The 13,361-nt window shown below is 66.2% G+C and carries 21 protein-coding genes; 10 read left to right on the plus strand and 11 right to left on the minus strand.

Features of this window, described 5'->3' with window-relative positions; genetic code table 11:
* Positions 1–19: 19 nt before the first annotated feature.
* Positions 20–337 carry a hypothetical protein gene (locus ACQY9P_RS15000; protein WP_421738480.1) on the minus strand — a complete coding sequence of 106 codons (318 nt, stop codon included), beginning with the start codon at positions 335–337 and terminating at the stop codon, positions 20–22.
* Positions 334–1,758, minus strand: coding sequence for an argininosuccinate lyase (argH, locus tag ACQY9P_RS15005; protein WP_421738479.1), 1,425 nt, complete (start codon positions 1,756–1,758; stop codon positions 334–336). The genes ACQY9P_RS15000 and argH overlap by 4 nt, the downstream gene beginning before the upstream one ends.
* On the opposite strand from argH, the gene ACQY9P_RS15010 reads away from it, so the two are divergent.
* A complete protein-coding gene (locus ACQY9P_RS15010; protein WP_421738478.1) occupies positions 1,759–2,391 on the plus strand; it encodes a TlpA family protein disulfide reductase in 633 nt (210 codons plus the stop codon).
* A gap of 2 nt (positions 2,392–2,393) precedes the next feature.
* The gene (locus tag ACQY9P_RS15015) at positions 2,394–3,137 is read left to right on the plus strand and encodes a GNAT family N-acetyltransferase (RefSeq protein WP_421738477.1); all 744 of its coding nucleotides are present in this window, start codon (positions 2,394–2,396) and stop codon (positions 3,135–3,137) included.
* Between the two features lie 2 nt (positions 3,138–3,139).
* On the opposite strand, the gene gluQRS is transcribed toward ACQY9P_RS15015, so the two are convergent.
* Both gluQRS and ACQY9P_RS15025 read right to left on the minus strand, forming a co-directional pair.
* The gene (gluQRS, locus tag ACQY9P_RS15020) at positions 3,140–3,982 is read right to left on the minus strand and encodes a tRNA glutamyl-Q(34) synthetase GluQRS (protein ID WP_421738476.1); all 843 of its coding nucleotides are present in this window, start codon (positions 3,980–3,982) and stop codon (positions 3,140–3,142) included.
* A gap of 3 nt (positions 3,983–3,985) precedes the next feature.
* Positions 3,986–4,606: a TetR/AcrR family transcriptional regulator gene (locus tag ACQY9P_RS15025; protein ID WP_421738475.1), complete on the minus strand. Its 621-nt coding sequence runs from the start codon at positions 4,604–4,606 to the stop codon at positions 3,986–3,988.
* A 156-nt stretch (positions 4,607–4,762) separates the two neighbouring features.
* On the opposite strand from ACQY9P_RS15025, the gene ACQY9P_RS15030 reads away from it, so the two are divergent.
* From ACQY9P_RS15030 to ACQY9P_RS15045, 4 genes are all read left to right on the plus strand, one after another.
* Entirely contained in the window at positions 4,763–4,873 is a 111-nt protein-coding gene (locus ACQY9P_RS15030; protein ID WP_421738474.1) for a hypothetical protein, read from the plus strand.
* Positions 4,874–5,087: 214 nt separating this feature from the next.
* Positions 5,088–5,567, plus strand: a complete 480-nt coding sequence (gene greA / locus ACQY9P_RS15035) for a transcription elongation factor GreA (protein WP_421738473.1) — start codon at positions 5,088–5,090, stop codon at positions 5,565–5,567.
* A 48-nt stretch (positions 5,568–5,615) separates the two neighbouring features.
* On the plus strand, positions 5,616–6,263 hold the full coding sequence (locus ACQY9P_RS15040; RefSeq protein ID WP_428150375.1) for a DNA-3-methyladenine glycosylase family protein: 648 nt from the start codon (positions 5,616–5,618) through the stop codon (positions 6,261–6,263).
* Positions 6,264–6,426: 163 nt separating this feature from the next.
* A complete protein-coding gene (locus ACQY9P_RS15045) occupies positions 6,427–6,990 on the plus strand; it encodes an HNH endonuclease (RefSeq protein ID WP_421740090.1) in 564 nt (187 codons plus the stop codon).
* A 24-nt stretch (positions 6,991–7,014) separates the two neighbouring features.
* Here the strand turns inward: ACQY9P_RS15045 and ACQY9P_RS15050 are convergent, their stop codons facing one another.
* Positions 7,015–7,323 carry a hypothetical protein gene (locus tag ACQY9P_RS15050; protein WP_421738472.1) on the minus strand — a complete coding sequence of 103 codons (309 nt, stop codon included), beginning with the start codon at positions 7,321–7,323 and terminating at the stop codon, positions 7,015–7,017.
* A 112-nt stretch (positions 7,324–7,435) separates the two neighbouring features.
* On the opposite strand from ACQY9P_RS15050, the gene ACQY9P_RS15055 reads away from it, so the two are divergent.
* Complete coding sequence (locus ACQY9P_RS15055; protein WP_421738471.1) at positions 7,436–7,654, plus strand: hypothetical protein; 219 nt, start codon at positions 7,436–7,438, stop codon at positions 7,652–7,654.
* Positions 7,655–7,843 carry a hypothetical protein gene (locus ACQY9P_RS15060; protein ID WP_421738470.1) on the plus strand — a complete coding sequence of 63 codons (189 nt, stop codon included), beginning with the start codon at positions 7,655–7,657 and terminating at the stop codon, positions 7,841–7,843.
* A 54-nt stretch (positions 7,844–7,897) separates the two neighbouring features.
* Here the strand turns inward: ACQY9P_RS15060 and ACQY9P_RS15065 are convergent, their stop codons facing one another.
* From ACQY9P_RS15065 to ACQY9P_RS15085, 5 genes are all read right to left on the minus strand, one after another.
* Positions 7,898–8,422, minus strand: coding sequence for a VanZ family protein (locus tag ACQY9P_RS15065; RefSeq protein WP_421738469.1), 525 nt, complete (start codon positions 8,420–8,422; stop codon positions 7,898–7,900).
* Between the two features lie 98 nt (positions 8,423–8,520).
* Positions 8,521–10,308, minus strand: coding sequence for a M1 family metallopeptidase (locus ACQY9P_RS15070; RefSeq protein WP_421738468.1), 1,788 nt, complete (start codon positions 10,306–10,308; stop codon positions 8,521–8,523).
* Positions 10,309–10,392: 84 nt separating this feature from the next.
* Complete coding sequence (locus tag ACQY9P_RS15075; protein ID WP_421738467.1) at positions 10,393–10,953, minus strand: demethoxyubiquinone hydroxylase family protein; 561 nt, start codon at positions 10,951–10,953, stop codon at positions 10,393–10,395.
* Positions 10,950–11,576 (minus strand): disulfide bond formation protein B, encoded by a 627-nt coding sequence (locus ACQY9P_RS15080; RefSeq protein WP_421738466.1) that lies wholly within the window; start codon positions 11,574–11,576, stop codon positions 10,950–10,952. The genes ACQY9P_RS15075 and ACQY9P_RS15080 overlap by 4 nt, the downstream gene beginning before the upstream one ends.
* Positions 11,573–12,178 (minus strand): YqaA family protein, encoded by a 606-nt coding sequence (locus ACQY9P_RS15085; RefSeq protein ID WP_421738465.1) that lies wholly within the window; start codon positions 12,176–12,178, stop codon positions 11,573–11,575. The genes ACQY9P_RS15080 and ACQY9P_RS15085 overlap by 4 nt, the downstream gene beginning before the upstream one ends.
* Positions 12,179–12,423: 245 nt before the next feature.
* Between ACQY9P_RS15085 and ACQY9P_RS15090 the strand changes: the two genes are divergently transcribed.
* The gene (locus ACQY9P_RS15090) at positions 12,424–12,678 is read left to right on the plus strand and encodes a DUF3297 family protein (RefSeq protein ID WP_421738464.1); all 255 of its coding nucleotides are present in this window, start codon (positions 12,424–12,426) and stop codon (positions 12,676–12,678) included.
* A gap of 5 nt (positions 12,679–12,683) precedes the next feature.
* Entirely contained in the window at positions 12,684–13,112 is a 429-nt protein-coding gene (locus ACQY9P_RS15095) for a hypothetical protein (RefSeq protein ID WP_421738463.1), read from the plus strand.
* Here the strand turns inward: ACQY9P_RS15095 and ACQY9P_RS15100 are convergent.
* Positions 13,109–13,291 (minus strand): DUF3606 domain-containing protein, encoded by a 183-nt coding sequence (locus ACQY9P_RS15100; protein ID WP_421738462.1) that lies wholly within the window; start codon positions 13,289–13,291, stop codon positions 13,109–13,111. The two genes, ACQY9P_RS15095 and ACQY9P_RS15100, sit on opposite strands and share 4 nt — an antisense overlap.
* Positions 13,292–13,361 lie beyond the last annotated feature (70 nt).

The following is a 13,361-nucleotide window of genomic DNA, read 5'->3' on the forward strand; positions in this document are numbered from 1 at the left end:
TGAAGTGCGGTGGTCGCCGTCAATTCGGAGTCGCGCCGGGAAAGCCCGCCGCCGAAGGACCGCCGAACGGGTTCGGCGCCGTGCCGGCCAGGGGCGCGGCGCGGACGGTGCGGTTGCTGGACGCCGGATCCATGATCTCTTGCGTGCCGCCGACCCGCGCCGGCTTGTTGGCCGTTCCGGAGGCGGCGCGGCGCTCGGCTTCCCAGGCAGCCTTTTTCTGGGCGTCCCACATCGGCGCGGGACGTTCCAGTTCAGCCTGCTTGCCACAGGCCGACAGGCCGGCGCCGGCCAGGGCGAGGGTCGCGACGGTCAGAAGAGCGAGGGGGCGCAGGGTCATCCGAGCAGTTCCTTCCAACGCGCGATCTGGGCGCGGACCTGGGCGGGGGCGGTCCCGCCGTAGCTGATGCGGCTGGCCGCCGAGGCGGCCGGAGTGAGGACGGCATAGACCTCGGCGGTGATCTGCGGCTCGATCGCCTGGAACTGTTCCAGGGACAGATCGGCCAGATCGACGCCCAGGCCTTCGGCCGTCTTCACGGCCGAGCCTGTCACGTGGTGGGCGTCGCGGAAAGGCATGTTCAGCGTCCGCACCAGCCAATCGGCCAGATCGGTGGCGGTCGAGAAGCCCGCGCCGGCGGCGGCGGCCATCTTGTCGGTGTTGGGCGTCAGGTCGGCGATCATGCCGGCCATGGCCAGCAGGCTCAGCTCCAGCGCGTCGAAGGCCTCGAAGGTCGGGACCTTGTCTTCCTGCATGTCCTTGGAATAGGCCAGCGGCAGGCCCTTCATGACCACGGTCAGCGTGGTCAGCGAGCCCAGGATGCGGCCGACCTTGGCGCGGATCAGCTCGGCGGCGTCCGGGTTCTTCTTTTGCGGCATGATCGAGCTGCCGGTCGTGAAGGCGTCGGTCAGCTTGATGAAGCCGAACATCGGCGTGGTCCACAGCACGATCTCCTCGGCCAGGCGCGACAGGTGCGTGGCGGTGATCGAGGCGGCCGACAGGGCCTCCAGCGCGAAGTCGCGGGCCGAGACGCTGTCCAGCGAATTGGCGGTGGGGCGATCAAAGCCCAGAGCCTTGGCCGTGGCGTGGCGGTCGATGGGGAAGGGCGATCCGGCCAGGGCGGCGGCGCCCAGCGGACACTCGTTCATCCGGGCCCGGGCGTCGCGGAAGCGGCCGGCGTCGCGGCCGAACATCTCGACATAGGCCATCAGATGATGGCCGAAGGTCACGGGCTGGGCCGGCTGCAGGTGCGTGAAGCCCGGCATCAAGGCGTCGGCATAGGTCTCGGCCTGGGCCAGCAGGGCCCGCTGCAGGGCGTCCAGCTGGGCGGCCGAGCGGTCGCAGGCCTCGCGGACCCACAGGCGGAAGTCGACGGCGACCTGGTCGTTGCGCGACCGGGCGGTGTGCAGGCGGCCGGCCACCGGGCCGATCAGCTCGCGCAGCCGCGCCTCGATGTTCATGTGGATGTCTTCGTATTCGTCGCGGAACGGGAAGGCGCCCGTGGTGATTTCGTCCTCGATCCTGGCCAGACCTTCGAGGATTTCCTCGCCATCGCCACTTGCAATCACCCCTTGGGTGATCAACATCCGGGCATGGGCGCGGGAGCCCGCCAGATCCTGCGCCCACAGGCGCTTGTCGAAGCCGATGCTGACATTGATCGCCTGCATCAGCTCCGCCGGTTTGGCCGAGAACCTGCCGCCCCACATGGCTTGACCCTCTCCGCCCTTGGCGGCGTCGGGTTTCTTGGAGGCGTTGTCGGTCATATGAGCGAAATCCAGTCGAACGAGAACGGATCAGACGCTGGCAAGCGCAGTCCGCTGAAGTGGGCGATCGGCGCCGTCATGCTCGTCGGCGTCGCGGCGGTTCTATACGTCATCGTCGCCGCTTCGTTCAAATCCTCAGGCCCGGCCAACCTCAACGAATTCAAGAAGGCCTCTCTGGCCAAGCTGGACGTGCCGACCACGCCGCGCGCCGCGCCGGGCACAACCTTCTTCGACGAGACCGGAAAAGCGGTGACGCTTGCCGACTTCAAGGGGCAGGTGGTGGTGATGAACCTGTGGGCCACCTGGTGCGCGCCCTGCAAGAAAGAGATGCCGACCCTGGCCAAGCTGCAGGGCGCCTATGCGACCCAGCCGCTGAAGGTGCTGCCGATCAGCGTCGATCGGGATTCGGACCTCAACCTGGTCCAGGCCGAGATGGCGGCCAACAGTCCGCTGAAAGTCTATCGCGATCCGTCCTACAAGCTGTCCTTCGATCTCGAGCCGCGCGCCGAGGGCTATCCGACCACGGTGATCTATGACCGCCAGGGTCGCGAGCGGGCCCGCCTGCCCGGTGACGCCGACTGGTCCAGCCCCGAGGCGCGTGGGCTGGTCGAGAAGCTGCTGGCCGAGCGCTAGGCTTGAACGTCGACCCGCTTCTGCTGGAGCCGATCGCTGACCGCGCCTGGCCGGCGCGGGAACGATCGGCCCTGGGGGGCTGGCGCCTGAACGCCGCGGACGGCTGGTCGATGCGGAGCAACGCCTGCTGGCCGCTGGGCGAACCGGACCGGGGCGTCGAGGCGGCCATCGACGCGACAGAGGCGTGGTTCAAGACACGAAATCTCTCGCCGCGCTTCAAGCTGACCGACGGGGCCACCGCGCCGGACGACCTAGCCGAACGCTTGGCGCGGCGCGGCTATGTCGACCGCAAGAAGACCCTGGTGATGGTCGGATCGGCCGTGGGCCGGCTGGATCCTTCGGTCGGTCTTTCCGACACGCCGGACGCAAGCTTCGAGGCCGTGTTCACCGCTTCCGCGGGCGGCAATCTGGCGGATGCGCGTGAGCGGCTGGAGACCCTGGCCCGCCTGCCGCCGCCTGCGCGATTTGCGCGGCTGGACATCGACGGCGCGCCCGCGGCCCTGGGCGCATGCGCCGTCGAGGCTGAGTGGGCCGGGGTGTTCGGCATGCGCACCATGGCCGAGCATCGACGCAAGGGCCTGGCGCGGCGCGTCCTGGGCTCCCTGCTCTTTGAGGCCGCCGCGCTGGGCGCCCGCCAGGCCTATCTGCAGGTCGAGGCCGACAACGCCTCCGCGATCGCCCTCTATGCGGCAGAAGGGTTCAGCGCGGCCTATGCCTATCGCTATTGGGTGCGTCCGGCCGACTGAGCTCAGGTCAGTCCCATCTCGGCCCGCAAGGCTTGCGGCGTCACGCCCGCCGCCCGCAGTTCGCGCAAGGTCTGGGCCCTGTCCCGCTTGGCGTAGCGTCTGCCGTCCGGGCCCAGCAGCAGACGATGGTGGCGGTAGATCGGGGTCGGCAGGTTCAGCAGCGCCTGCAGCAGTCGCTGGATATGCGCCGCCTCGAACAGGTCCTCGCCCCGGATGACATGCGTGATCTCCTGCAGGGCGTCGTCCAGCACGACGGCAAGATGATAGGCTACGCCCACATCCTTGCGCGCCAGGACGATGTCGCCGGCGGTCTCGGGCCGTGCCAGGATTGATCCTGTCTCTCCCCCGGGTCCGGAGCCTTCCTCGGTGAAGGTCAGGGCCTCGAAGCCATCCAGGGCGTCCCTCGCCGCCTCCAGCGAGAGCCTCCAGGCGAAGGCGTCGCCGCGCGCCAAGCGCGCGCTTTCCTCGTCAGGGGGAAGGGGGGCTCCGGTGAAAGGCGCCTGGACGTCATGCGGCGCGCGGCCGATATCCAGTTCCTTGCGGGTGCGAAAGCAGCGGTAGACGAGGCCGCGCTCTCGCAGGGTCTCGATCGTCGCGTGATAGTCGGCCAGATGATCGGACTGACGACGGACGGGCTGTTCCCAGCTGACGCCCAGCCAGGCCAGATCCTCGAGAATCGCCGCCTCGTACTCCGGGCGACACCGGGTGGCGTCGATGTCCTCGATTCGCAGGACGAAGCGCCCGCCAGCGGCGCGGGACGCGTCGAAAGCGGTCAGGGCGGAAAAGGCGTGGCCGCGATGCAGGTAGCCCGTCGGCGACGGCGCGAACCGGGTGACGAAGGCCAAGGCCTAGCCCCGGTCGAACTTCGCGAACATGCCCAGATGCTCGAACACGGCGCGCAGGAAGGCGTCTTCACCGCCCAGCAGGTCCTTGAGCGGCGCGAACTGCTTGAAGCTGATCATCTCGGCCAGACCATGACCGGCGCACCAGGCGGCGATGGTCGCCAGCTCCAGGTCGATGTCCGTCACGTCGCCGCCCGACTGTTCGGAGATGGTGTCGCGCACCTGGCAATAGGCGCCTTCCTCCTTCATCGTTTCGGGCAGGGCGTCCTTGTCGCGCGAGCAGTCGTACATCACCCGATAGAGGGCGGGGTTGTCGCGCGCGAACTGAACATAGGTGACGCCGATGCTGGTCATGCGGTCGCGAGCGTTCTGCGCTGAAGCCCGCGCCGAGGTCAGCGCGCTGTCCAGCGCCACCCAGCCTTCGTGCGCGACGGCCTCCAGCAGTTGGCCCTTGTCCTTGAAGTGGTGGTACGGCGCGGCCGGACTGACGCCGGCCTCCCGCGCCACGGCCCGCAAAGACAGGGCCGCAGGCCCGTCGCTTTCCAGAATGCGACGCGCGGCATCGACCAAGGCGCGGCTGAGATCGCCGTGGTGGTAGGGGCGGGATTCTGTGGCTGCGCTGGTCATCGAACTCACTCTAGCCCCTCCTTTCTAAAATTTCATCCAAACGCTGTAAAGATTATCTTGACGGCGTTTAGATCGATGCTATCTAAGCGCTGTCCAGATTGGACGGGTCTTTGATCGGCAGACGGTCGAGGCCTTGAAACCAGAGGAATTTTCGTCATGCTTCGTTCGCTCACCGCCTTTGAAACCGCTTTCGACCGTTTGGCCGGTGGCTATTTCCTCGTGCTCGCCCTGGCTCTGGCCGGCGCTGTCTCGGGTCTGGCTCTCTAAGGTTTGCTTGTCCGCGAACGGCGGGGCTGGCGCATAGGGCGTAGGCCCCGCCGTCGTGATCGTCGTGCGCCCCAAACCTCTCGCGCTTGAACCAAGTCGCGCCTGAGGCTAGCAGGGTGAGCCGACGCGCACGGGAACAGAGACCGGCGCCGGGAACGTCCCGCCGCTCTCCGGATTTCCTGCCCATGTACAATTCAGTTCAACGACTTCAGCCATGAGTGTCGCCTTCACCAAGGAAGGCGACAGCGAGGCGTTCGCCGCCGACCTTTTGGACCGGCCGATCTCTCCCAATCCCAACCTGGTGACCGCCCGAGGCCTCGCGCAGCTGGACGCTCGCCTGGCGGAAGCCCGCGCGGCCTACAGCGCCGCCCAGGCCACCGGCGGGGTCGCGGAGGACCGCACCGCCATGGCGCGGGCCACCCGCGATCTGCGCTACTATGCGGCCCGTCGCGCAAGCGCCCAGCTGACAGAGCCAGCGGGAACTGGCGAGGTCGTGCATTTCGGTCAGGCCGTCACGTTTGTCCGCGAGGACGGCCGTCGCCAGACCTTCCGCATCGTCGGAGAGGACGAGGCGGAGCCGACAGAGGGTTCTGTGTCCTATGTTTCGCCCCTGGCCCGCGCCTTGCTTGGCAAGACGGTCGGCGACACGTCGATGGTCGCCGGCGGGGAAGTCGAGATCGTCGCCATCGCTTAGCGCAAGGATCGGGTTGCCGGTGTGGAGAGGGGATGGTCTGGTCGGGCCGTGACCTCCGACCTTTCACCCACCGCCGAGCAGATCCAGGCCGCCCGGGCGCATCTGGCGGCCGTCGATCCCGCCCTCGCGGCAATCGAGGCCGTGACCCCTGTATTCCCCTGGCGGTCCGCCGAGCCGGGTTTCGCGGGCCTTCTAAAGCTGATCGTCTACCAGCAAGTGTCGTTGGCTTCGGCCGCCGCGATCTGGAACCGGGTCGAGGCAGGGCTGGGTGAGGTTTCGCCTGGCGCGGTTCTGGCGTTGGACGACCTTGGTCTACAGGGCTTGGGCTTGTCTCGTCCCAAGGTTCGCTATGCCCGCGCCATCGCCGAAGCGCAGGTCTCGGGCGCCTGCGACCTGACTGCTCTGCGTGACTTGTCCGATGATGAAGCCTCCGCCGCCCTGATGGCGGTGAAGGGTATCGGGCGCTGGACGGCCGAGACCTATCTGATGTTCTGCGAGGGCCGGCTGGATGTCTTCCCGGGCGGCGATGTCGCCCTCCAGGAAGCCATGCGGTGGGCTGATCGGGCAGAAGTCCGCCCCAATGAAAAACAGGCCTATTCCCGGGCTGAGGCCTGGAAACCCTATCGCGGGATCGCCGCTCACCTGCTCTGGCGTTGCTATGGTGCGGTCAAGACGGGTGAAATTCCCGCTTTCTGATCGCTTTGGGACAGATGTCTTGGTTCCGTCGCGGAGTTGGATCATCCTTCTCATGCGTTCGGGAATGAATGGCGATTCCCTTTGAATGCGTAGGAAGGAGGCCCGTCTTCAGTCCGATCGCGTATCCGCTTCATGAGAGCCTGTCTGGCTCCAGAGGGAGGCCCTGATGCAGGTGCTGTCCCGTCCCCCATCCGGCATGCCGGCCCTAGTCCTCAATGCCGACTACCGGCCATTGAGCTATTATCCGCTATCCCTCTGGCCGTGGCAGGAGGTGATCAAGGCGGTGTTTCTGGAACGCGTCGACGTCGTGTCGACCTACGACCACGTCGTCCACTCTCCGTCTTTCGAGATGAAGCTGCCGAGCGTGGTGTCGCTGAAGCAGTATGTCCCCCAGGATCGACCGCCGGCCTTCACCCGCTTCAACCTGTTCCTGCGGGACAGCTTCTCCTGCCAATACTGCGGCTCGCCTGATGACCTGACCTTCGATCACGTCATTCCACGATCCCGTGGCGGACGCACGACGTGGGAGAACATCGTCACCGCCTGCGCGCCCTGCAATCTCAGCAAGGGCGGCCGAACGCCGCGCGAGGCGGGGATGAACCCGTTTCACATGGCGCGTCGGCCCAGCATGCATGAGCTGCAGGATCGTGGTCGCCGCTTTCCGCCAGGACACCTGCACGCCAGTTGGCTCGATTATCTCTACTGGGACATCGAACTGGAAGCCTGAGGCGGCGAAAAGCGGCTTGTCACCTCAGGTGATGTGCTTGGCGCTGGGGGGATCGCTGGCGGGGAAGCTCTCTTCGAGGCTTTCGTCGATCAGCGCTTCCTGACGATCCTCGGCGAGGTCGACATGCTCGGCCAGCTGGTCGTGCTTTTCGCCTTCGGGGGTCGGTTCGACCAGACGGCTGCTGGGCGTGTCTTCCTTCTGGAAGGCGTCCTTGACGTCAGTTTCGCTAACGCGGTCTTCTGGATGGCCGGGTTGGCCGAGATCCTGCGCCTGCGACCAGTCGCCCATGACGCCCGGAGCGGATTCCTCTTGCCGTTGCTTGGTATCGGTCATGATCGCGTCCTCTTGCGTGAAGCCAAACAACGTTTGCCAGCCACGCTTGTTCCGGGCGCGTTCGCTAGAACAACGTCTCGCGGTTGGAGGCGGTCTCCTGTACGGTGAGGGCATGACCAATCGTCCCACGACCTTAGAACGGGCCTTTCAACTCGCGCGTTCGGGTGAGTACTCGACCATTTCCGATATTCGGCGACAACTGAAGCAGGAGGGGTTCTCAGACGCGCCCAGCCAGATCAGCGGACCCTCCATGCTGAAACAGCTACGCAAGATCTGCGAAGCCGCCCGCCCGGAAACCGAGACCGCCGAACATGCGCTGGACGTGGGCTAGATGGCTCTCGCTGAAGGCCAGCGCACCGCGCTGAAGAATCTGGCGCGCAAGCACGCCGGAGAAGATGTCGACTGGATCAATATCGCCGACGCGCGCGCCCTGACGGATCTGGGCTATGCGCAGCGCGACCGGGTGGGATGGAAGATCACGCCCGAGGGCATCGCCGCGCTGGCGGCGCTGAACGACTGATCTGACGCCTGGCGGCCTGGCGAGCGTCGAACAGACGGGCTGACCGGCAGAGTTTCAGTCCAGGTCGCGAACAGGGAAACGCTGCGCCGCTCGATCGGCGAAACGCGGGGAGCGCTGGCCGTGCGCTGGCCGGCCGGGTTTGAAAGCCACCTTCACCCGCTTGCGGCTGCGCCGACGATCCATCTTGGAGAGGGTCGCGAAACTGACATTCCCGTTCTCTCGCGCCATCTTGCGCACGCCTTCGATGAGGCTGGAGCCGTAAACCGTCATGATGCCCGCGGCGTCCGCGGCCCAGTCGGCGACGCTAGCGCTGCGACCCGCGTCGAACATCTGAGCCACCTCGACAGCAGCGCCCATGATCAGCGCCGTGCGTACGAGATCCGCGCGCCGCATGCCGGGAAAGGCGAGGAAAGAGATCGCGGTCAGGCCGCCAAACGCCAGGGCGTGGGCGGTCTTGTCGGAGAGATTGAACATCTGCTCCATGCCCTGAAATGGGCCGAGCATCAGGACAGCCGCGACGATGGAGCCGATCAGCAGCACGGCGCGAGCCGCGAACACGATTCGGTTTGGCGTCAGCATGGTGTCGGCCCCTAGTGGAGCCGTTCCATAGCTTCGGCTTCGCATATATTTGGTGAAGGAGCACGGTCAACCAAAGATGACCGACCGCGCCGCCAGGCTCAGGGCTTGGTCGCCTTCGCCGCCTCTTCAGCCTTCTTCTTCGCTTCGGCCTCGGCCTTCGCCGCGTCGTCCTTGGCCTTTTGCCAGGCCTGGAAGGCCTCGACATAAGGCTGGCGGCGGAGGATCTTGCTGGCTGGATCGACGATCACCGGACGGGCATCGCCAACAGAAACCCGACCCGTGCCGTCTGTCATGGGCACGGTGACGATCCTGTCGCCAACCTTGACCTCGACCGGCATCGGGAATGGCTTGTCTTTGGGCGTCTTCCAGCGGAGCGCCAGATCGCCGCCCTCGCGCGTCTCCAGCAACTCCGGCGGCGCGGCCTCATAGAGATAGACGTTGAAGAACCAGCCATAGTCCTTGCCGGTGACCTGGTTCACCGTCTTCACGAAATCCTGGGTGCCGGCATAGCGCGGCGCGAAATTTCCGGGCCTTGGATCGTCCCGACCGTAGACGATGATCCTCACCACCTTGAAGAAGGCCTCGTCGCCGATCAGCGTTCGCAGCGTGTGCATCACGTTGCTGGCCTTGGCGTAGATATCGTTCCCTGGGCCGCGATCAGCATTGTAGACATCGTCTTCGCGGAGTTGCTTGCCCGAGACGATGGGCGACTTGTTCCTGATACCGGCGCGCTGGGCGTTGAGGCGCGCCATGTATTCCATGTCGCCGTGCAGCCACTGTGAGTAGAGGGGTTGCATGTAGCTGCCCAGGCCCTCGTGCAGCCACATGTCGTCGTTGTCGATGTCGGTCAGCTGGTTGCCGAACCACTCGTGCGCGAATTCGTGCTGCAACAGCCAGTCGAAACCATAGGCGTCCTTGGCGTAGTTGTTGCCGTAGGCGTTGATGGTCTGGTGTTCCATGCCGAGGTGGGGGGTCTCGACGACGCCCATCTTCTCGTCGCGGAACGGGTAGGGGCCGACCATCTCCTCGTAGAAGTCGAGCATCGGCGTGAACTCAGCGAACAGGGCCTTGGCCTTCGCCTCCCGACCTTTCAGATACCAGTATTGCATCGGGAAGCTGTCGCCGAACCGGCTTTTGTAGGTGGCCGAGAGCTCTTCGTACGGCCCGACGTCGAGGGCGATCGCGTAGGTATTGGGGGTCTTGGCGCGCCAGTTGTAGGTTCGCCAGCCGCCCTTTTCTGTCATGCCCAGGAAGACGCCATTGGCCGGGGCGATCAGGGGCGCGGGCACCGTGATGTGCAGGTCGACCAGCTTGGGCTCGCCGGTCGTATAGTCGATGCAGGGCCAGAACAGGTCGCAGCCTTCGCCCTGCACGGCGGTGGCGATCCAGGGCTCGCCGGTTTCCGTCTTGCTCCAGACAAAGCCGCCGTCCCAGGGCGCGCGCTTGGCTTCGTGCGGCGCGCCATCATAGGTGATGCCGACGACCACGGTCTGGCCCTTGGCCAGCTTGCGCGGGGGCGTGATGGTCAGGCGACCCTCCGGATTGCTCCAGGCCGACGGCTTCAGGGGCTTGCCGTCGATCGTGATCGACCGGATGGCGAACACCCGGTCCAGATCCAGCACCAGCCTGTCCAGCCTGGATCGCGTTTTCAGGGTGAGGAGCGCCTCGCCCTCGAGATACTTGCGATCCGGAATGATCTTGAATTTCAGGTCGGCGTGCTCGAACGAAAGCGCCGCCTGCTCGGCCGGGATCGCGCCGCCGGTGTCAAAGCTGAGCGCCGAGGTCTCCAGCGCCTTTGCGGGCGCGTCGGCCGCGCGCGCCGCGCCGGCGAGGATGAGCAGAGACGCGGCGCCCAAGGCGGCGAGGGTGCGTGAACGAGCGGGCAAACGAGACTCTCCCGAAACGATTTTCAGGCGGTCATCGGTAAGCGGCGACGCGAAGGACGCCAAGTGGAGAGTGACCCAACCGGGTCAGATCTTCTCGCTGATCTTGATCGCGGCGCGACAACCGGCCTGAATCACGGCGCTCAGCACGGGATAGGCCAGCGCCTCGCGCGCACCTTCCTCAATGGCCAGATCGCGATGTTCCAGCTCGTCGTCGCGGAACTGGGACAGTTCAGCGGCGAGTTCCGGGTCGCGTTCACGAAGCTCCTCGATCTGACCAGCATAATGCTTTTCGATAACGCTTTCGACGGCCTCGGTGCAGGCATGGGCGGCCTTGTCACCCAGCAGCGCGGTGCCTGCGCCCAGGGCGAAGGCCGCAGCTCGCCACAGCGGCGACATCAGGGTGGGCCGCACGCCATGCTCGGTCAGCAGTTCGTCAAAGCGGCTGAGATGGACCTGCTCGTGGCCCTCCATGTCCCGCAACTGGTTCGCCAAGCGTTCGCGGCCTGGGCTGGCGCGCATCACGGCCGCCTGTCCGCGATAGATGTGCACGGCCGCCAGCTCGCCAGCCTGATCGACCCGCAGGATCTCGGCCAGCCGCGCCCTTGCGGCGCCGGCTCCGGGGCGACGGGGTGCGGGCCCGCTCATTTTGCCACCTTCGTGTCACGGAGGCCCGCCGTCAGCGAGGCGACGGCGAAGCCCAGCGAGGCCAGAGCATTCCAGCCCGCCATCGAGAGGCCCAGGAAAACCCAAGCCGCCTTGTCGCACTGGGGAATCGCGACCTTGCCGCCCTTGAGCATGGCGACCAGATCGCCGGCCGCGGCCGCGCCGCCGCCGGTGCAGGTGGTCGGACCGGGCCACCACTTCCACTCCACGCCGGCATGGAATGCCGCCAGGCCGGCGCCATAGAGGAAGATCGCGGCCAGAAGCAGGTTGAAAGGCCGCCGAACCCGCGCCGCCAAGGGCGTGCGATCGGCCACGACGGCGAGCAGGGCGATCGTCCCGGCGACCCAATAGACCTCGCGTTGCTTCAGGCATAGATGGCACGGGGCCAGCTTGCCGAAGGTTTCGAAGGCGTGGGCCGTCGCCAGCATCGCCGCGCTGACCAGGAAGGCGATAGCCGGCCACCAGCGCAGGCCCATGTCGACAATCCAAGCCTTTGGCGCCAACTCAGTTGCTGCCGGCGAGGGCGCGCGCACCGGTTCAGCGGTCGGGATCTCTGTCGAGGCCAGGCCAATCTGCGTGGCCACGGGTGGGTTGGTGTCGGTCATGCCGCGCACGCGCCTCCGCTGTTTCCTCCCAGGAAATGGCTAGCCGCCAGGCCGATGACAAGGAGTACGAACAGGCCGCCGGCGAAAAGCGCCAGCCGACGCTCGATCACGGGCAGCAGGGTCGGGCCAAACTTCTTGACCACGAAGGCCACCAGGAAGAACCGCGCCGAGCGGGTGACCACCGAGGCGATGATGAAGGCCGGGAAGCTGAAGGCCGCGAGGCCCGAGGCGATGGTCACCAGCTTGTAGGGGATGGGGGTCAGGCCCTTGGCCAGGATCACCCAGACGCCGTACTTGGCGTACCAGCACTGGAACTCGGCCAAGCCGCCCGAATGGCCGGTGACCGACATCAGCCAGATTCCAAAGTCCTGCAGGAAGTAGCCGATCGCATAGCCCAGAATGCCGCCCAGCACGGAGGCCAGCGTGCACAGCGCCGCGTAGTGCCAGGCGCGGTCAGGGCGCGCCAGCACCATGGGAGCCAGCATCACATCCGGTGGAATGGGAAAGAACGAGCTCTCGGCGAACGAGACGGCGAACAGGCTAGTCGGGGCGTGGCGCGAGGCAGCCAGACCCATGACCCAGTCGTACAGGCGACGCAGCATGCGAGCTCCAGTGAAATGACGCCCGTTGCTAGCAGGGGAAGCGGAACTTGTCCCCGACGATGATCTCGGCGCGGGCTAGATCGTGCCTGTCGACCTTGATGACGGATGGATTGGGGCATCTGATAGGACCCGGGAGGCGCCGAAGCGGCCGCTGCGGCGCAGCGGCGCTTGGATTTACGGGCCGGGGTGGTTATCACCGCCGTTCCAAAGGGCGAGCGCCCACCGAAAATTCGAAAGCCGATCCGATGAGCGATACGCCTCCCGACCGCCTGGCCACCAATCCCGACAGCCCCTTCTACAACGCCGAACTGCTCGAGCGCGGCGTGGGCATCCGGTTCAAGGGCGTGGAGAAGACCAATGTCGACGAATACTGCGTCAGCGAGGGCTGGGTGCGGGTGACCGCCGGCAAGACACTGGACCGCAAGGGCAATCCGATGACCATCAAGCTGCAGGGCGAGGTCGTCCCTTACTTCCGCGATATCGCTGAAACCGAAGCCTGATCATTATGGCCGCGCCGCTTCGTCGTTTGATTGATCTGCCCGGTTTCGCCGACCTGGAACACCGGGCCCTGATGAAGCCGGCCTTCGCCGATCCCGAGGCGCGGCGCGAATTTCCCGAGATCGACCAGCTGGCGCGTGACACCTTCGGTCTCACGGCCGATGAGGCCGCCGTCATCCCTGACCCCGAGGGATGGGACGGGATCGACGTGCGGTCGATGCGCGAGCAGGCCGATCAGTTCGAGCGGGAAGGCTGGGACGTCACGGACGACAAGCGTCGGCCGCTACGGATCCTGGGTCATTTCAGCCACCCGCTGTGGCTGGCCCTGCGCGGCGTGGCCGGGAGCCTGCCGTTCTTCCCTGAGCCGGAAGAGGCCGATCCCGCCATGTCGTCCCTGGCGGCCGAGGCCAAGGCGTTCCAGCGGGACAAGCGCTAGCGTTTCTTTCCGAGCTCGGCGCCGATGTCCTTGATCGAATTGCCCACCTTGCGGTGAGCGGCGACGATCTGGTCCTTGGTCACGCCCCAGCGCTTCATCCAGTATTCCACCTGGTGGCGCTCTCGGGGATCCAGCCGGTCTTCGTCGCGAAAGTCGCGCTTGCCCTTGGGAATGCCCATTGTCGTCTCCTGCGTCTCAGCGCGGCCTATCCTGCGCGCGGGACGTTGTCGAGGCGACGCCGAAAACGCT

The organism is Caulobacter sp. (assembly GCF_965279145.1).
GTDB lineage: Bacteria > Pseudomonadota > Alphaproteobacteria > Caulobacterales > Caulobacteraceae > Caulobacter.

Excerpts from the sequence above, each read along its gene's own strand:
- ACQY9P_RS15000 (WP_421738480.1), bottom strand. The coding sequence starts at position 337 with ATGACCCTGCGCCCCCTCGCTCTTCTGACCGTCGCGACCCTCGCCCTG.
- argH (WP_421738479.1), bottom strand. The coding sequence starts at position 1,758 with ATGACCGACAACGCCTCCAAGAAACCCGACGCCGCCAAGGGCGGAGAG.
- ACQY9P_RS15010 (WP_421738478.1), top strand. The coding sequence starts at position 1,759 with ATGAGCGAAATCCAGTCGAACGAGAACGGATCAGACGCTGGCAAGCGC.
- ACQY9P_RS15025 (WP_421738475.1), bottom strand. The coding sequence starts at position 4,606 with ATGACCAGCGCAGCCACAGAATCCCGCCCCTACCACCACGGCGATCTC.
- ACQY9P_RS15030 (WP_421738474.1), top strand. The coding sequence starts at position 4,763 with ATGCTTCGTTCGCTCACCGCCTTTGAAACCGCTTTCGACCGTTTGGCC.
- greA (WP_421738473.1), top strand. The coding sequence starts at position 5,088 with ATGAGTGTCGCCTTCACCAAGGAAGGCGACAGCGAGGCGTTCGCCGCC.
- ACQY9P_RS15050 (WP_421738472.1), bottom strand. The coding sequence starts at position 7,323 with ATGACCGATACCAAGCAACGGCAAGAGGAATCCGCTCCGGGCGTCATG.
- ACQY9P_RS15055 (WP_421738471.1), top strand. The coding sequence starts at position 7,436 with ATGACCAATCGTCCCACGACCTTAGAACGGGCCTTTCAACTCGCGCGT.
- ACQY9P_RS15060 (WP_421738470.1), top strand. The coding sequence starts at position 7,655 with ATGGCTCTCGCTGAAGGCCAGCGCACCGCGCTGAAGAATCTGGCGCGC.
- ACQY9P_RS15065 (WP_421738469.1), bottom strand. The coding sequence starts at position 8,422 with ATGCTGACGCCAAACCGAATCGTGTTCGCGGCTCGCGCCGTGCTGCTG.
- ACQY9P_RS15075 (WP_421738467.1), bottom strand. The coding sequence starts at position 10,953 with ATGAGCGGGCCCGCACCCCGTCGCCCCGGAGCCGGCGCCGCAAGGGCG.
- ACQY9P_RS15080 (WP_421738466.1), bottom strand. The coding sequence starts at position 11,576 with ATGACCGACACCAACCCACCCGTGGCCACGCAGATTGGCCTGGCCTCG.
- ACQY9P_RS15085 (WP_421738465.1), bottom strand. The coding sequence starts at position 12,178 with ATGCTGCGTCGCCTGTACGACTGGGTCATGGGTCTGGCTGCCTCGCGC.
- ACQY9P_RS15090 (WP_421738464.1), top strand. The coding sequence starts at position 12,424 with ATGAGCGATACGCCTCCCGACCGCCTGGCCACCAATCCCGACAGCCCC.
- ACQY9P_RS15095 (WP_421738463.1), top strand. The coding sequence starts at position 12,684 with ATGGCCGCGCCGCTTCGTCGTTTGATTGATCTGCCCGGTTTCGCCGAC.
- ACQY9P_RS15100 (WP_421738462.1), bottom strand. The coding sequence starts at position 13,291 with ATGGGCATTCCCAAGGGCAAGCGCGACTTTCGCGACGAAGACCGGCTG.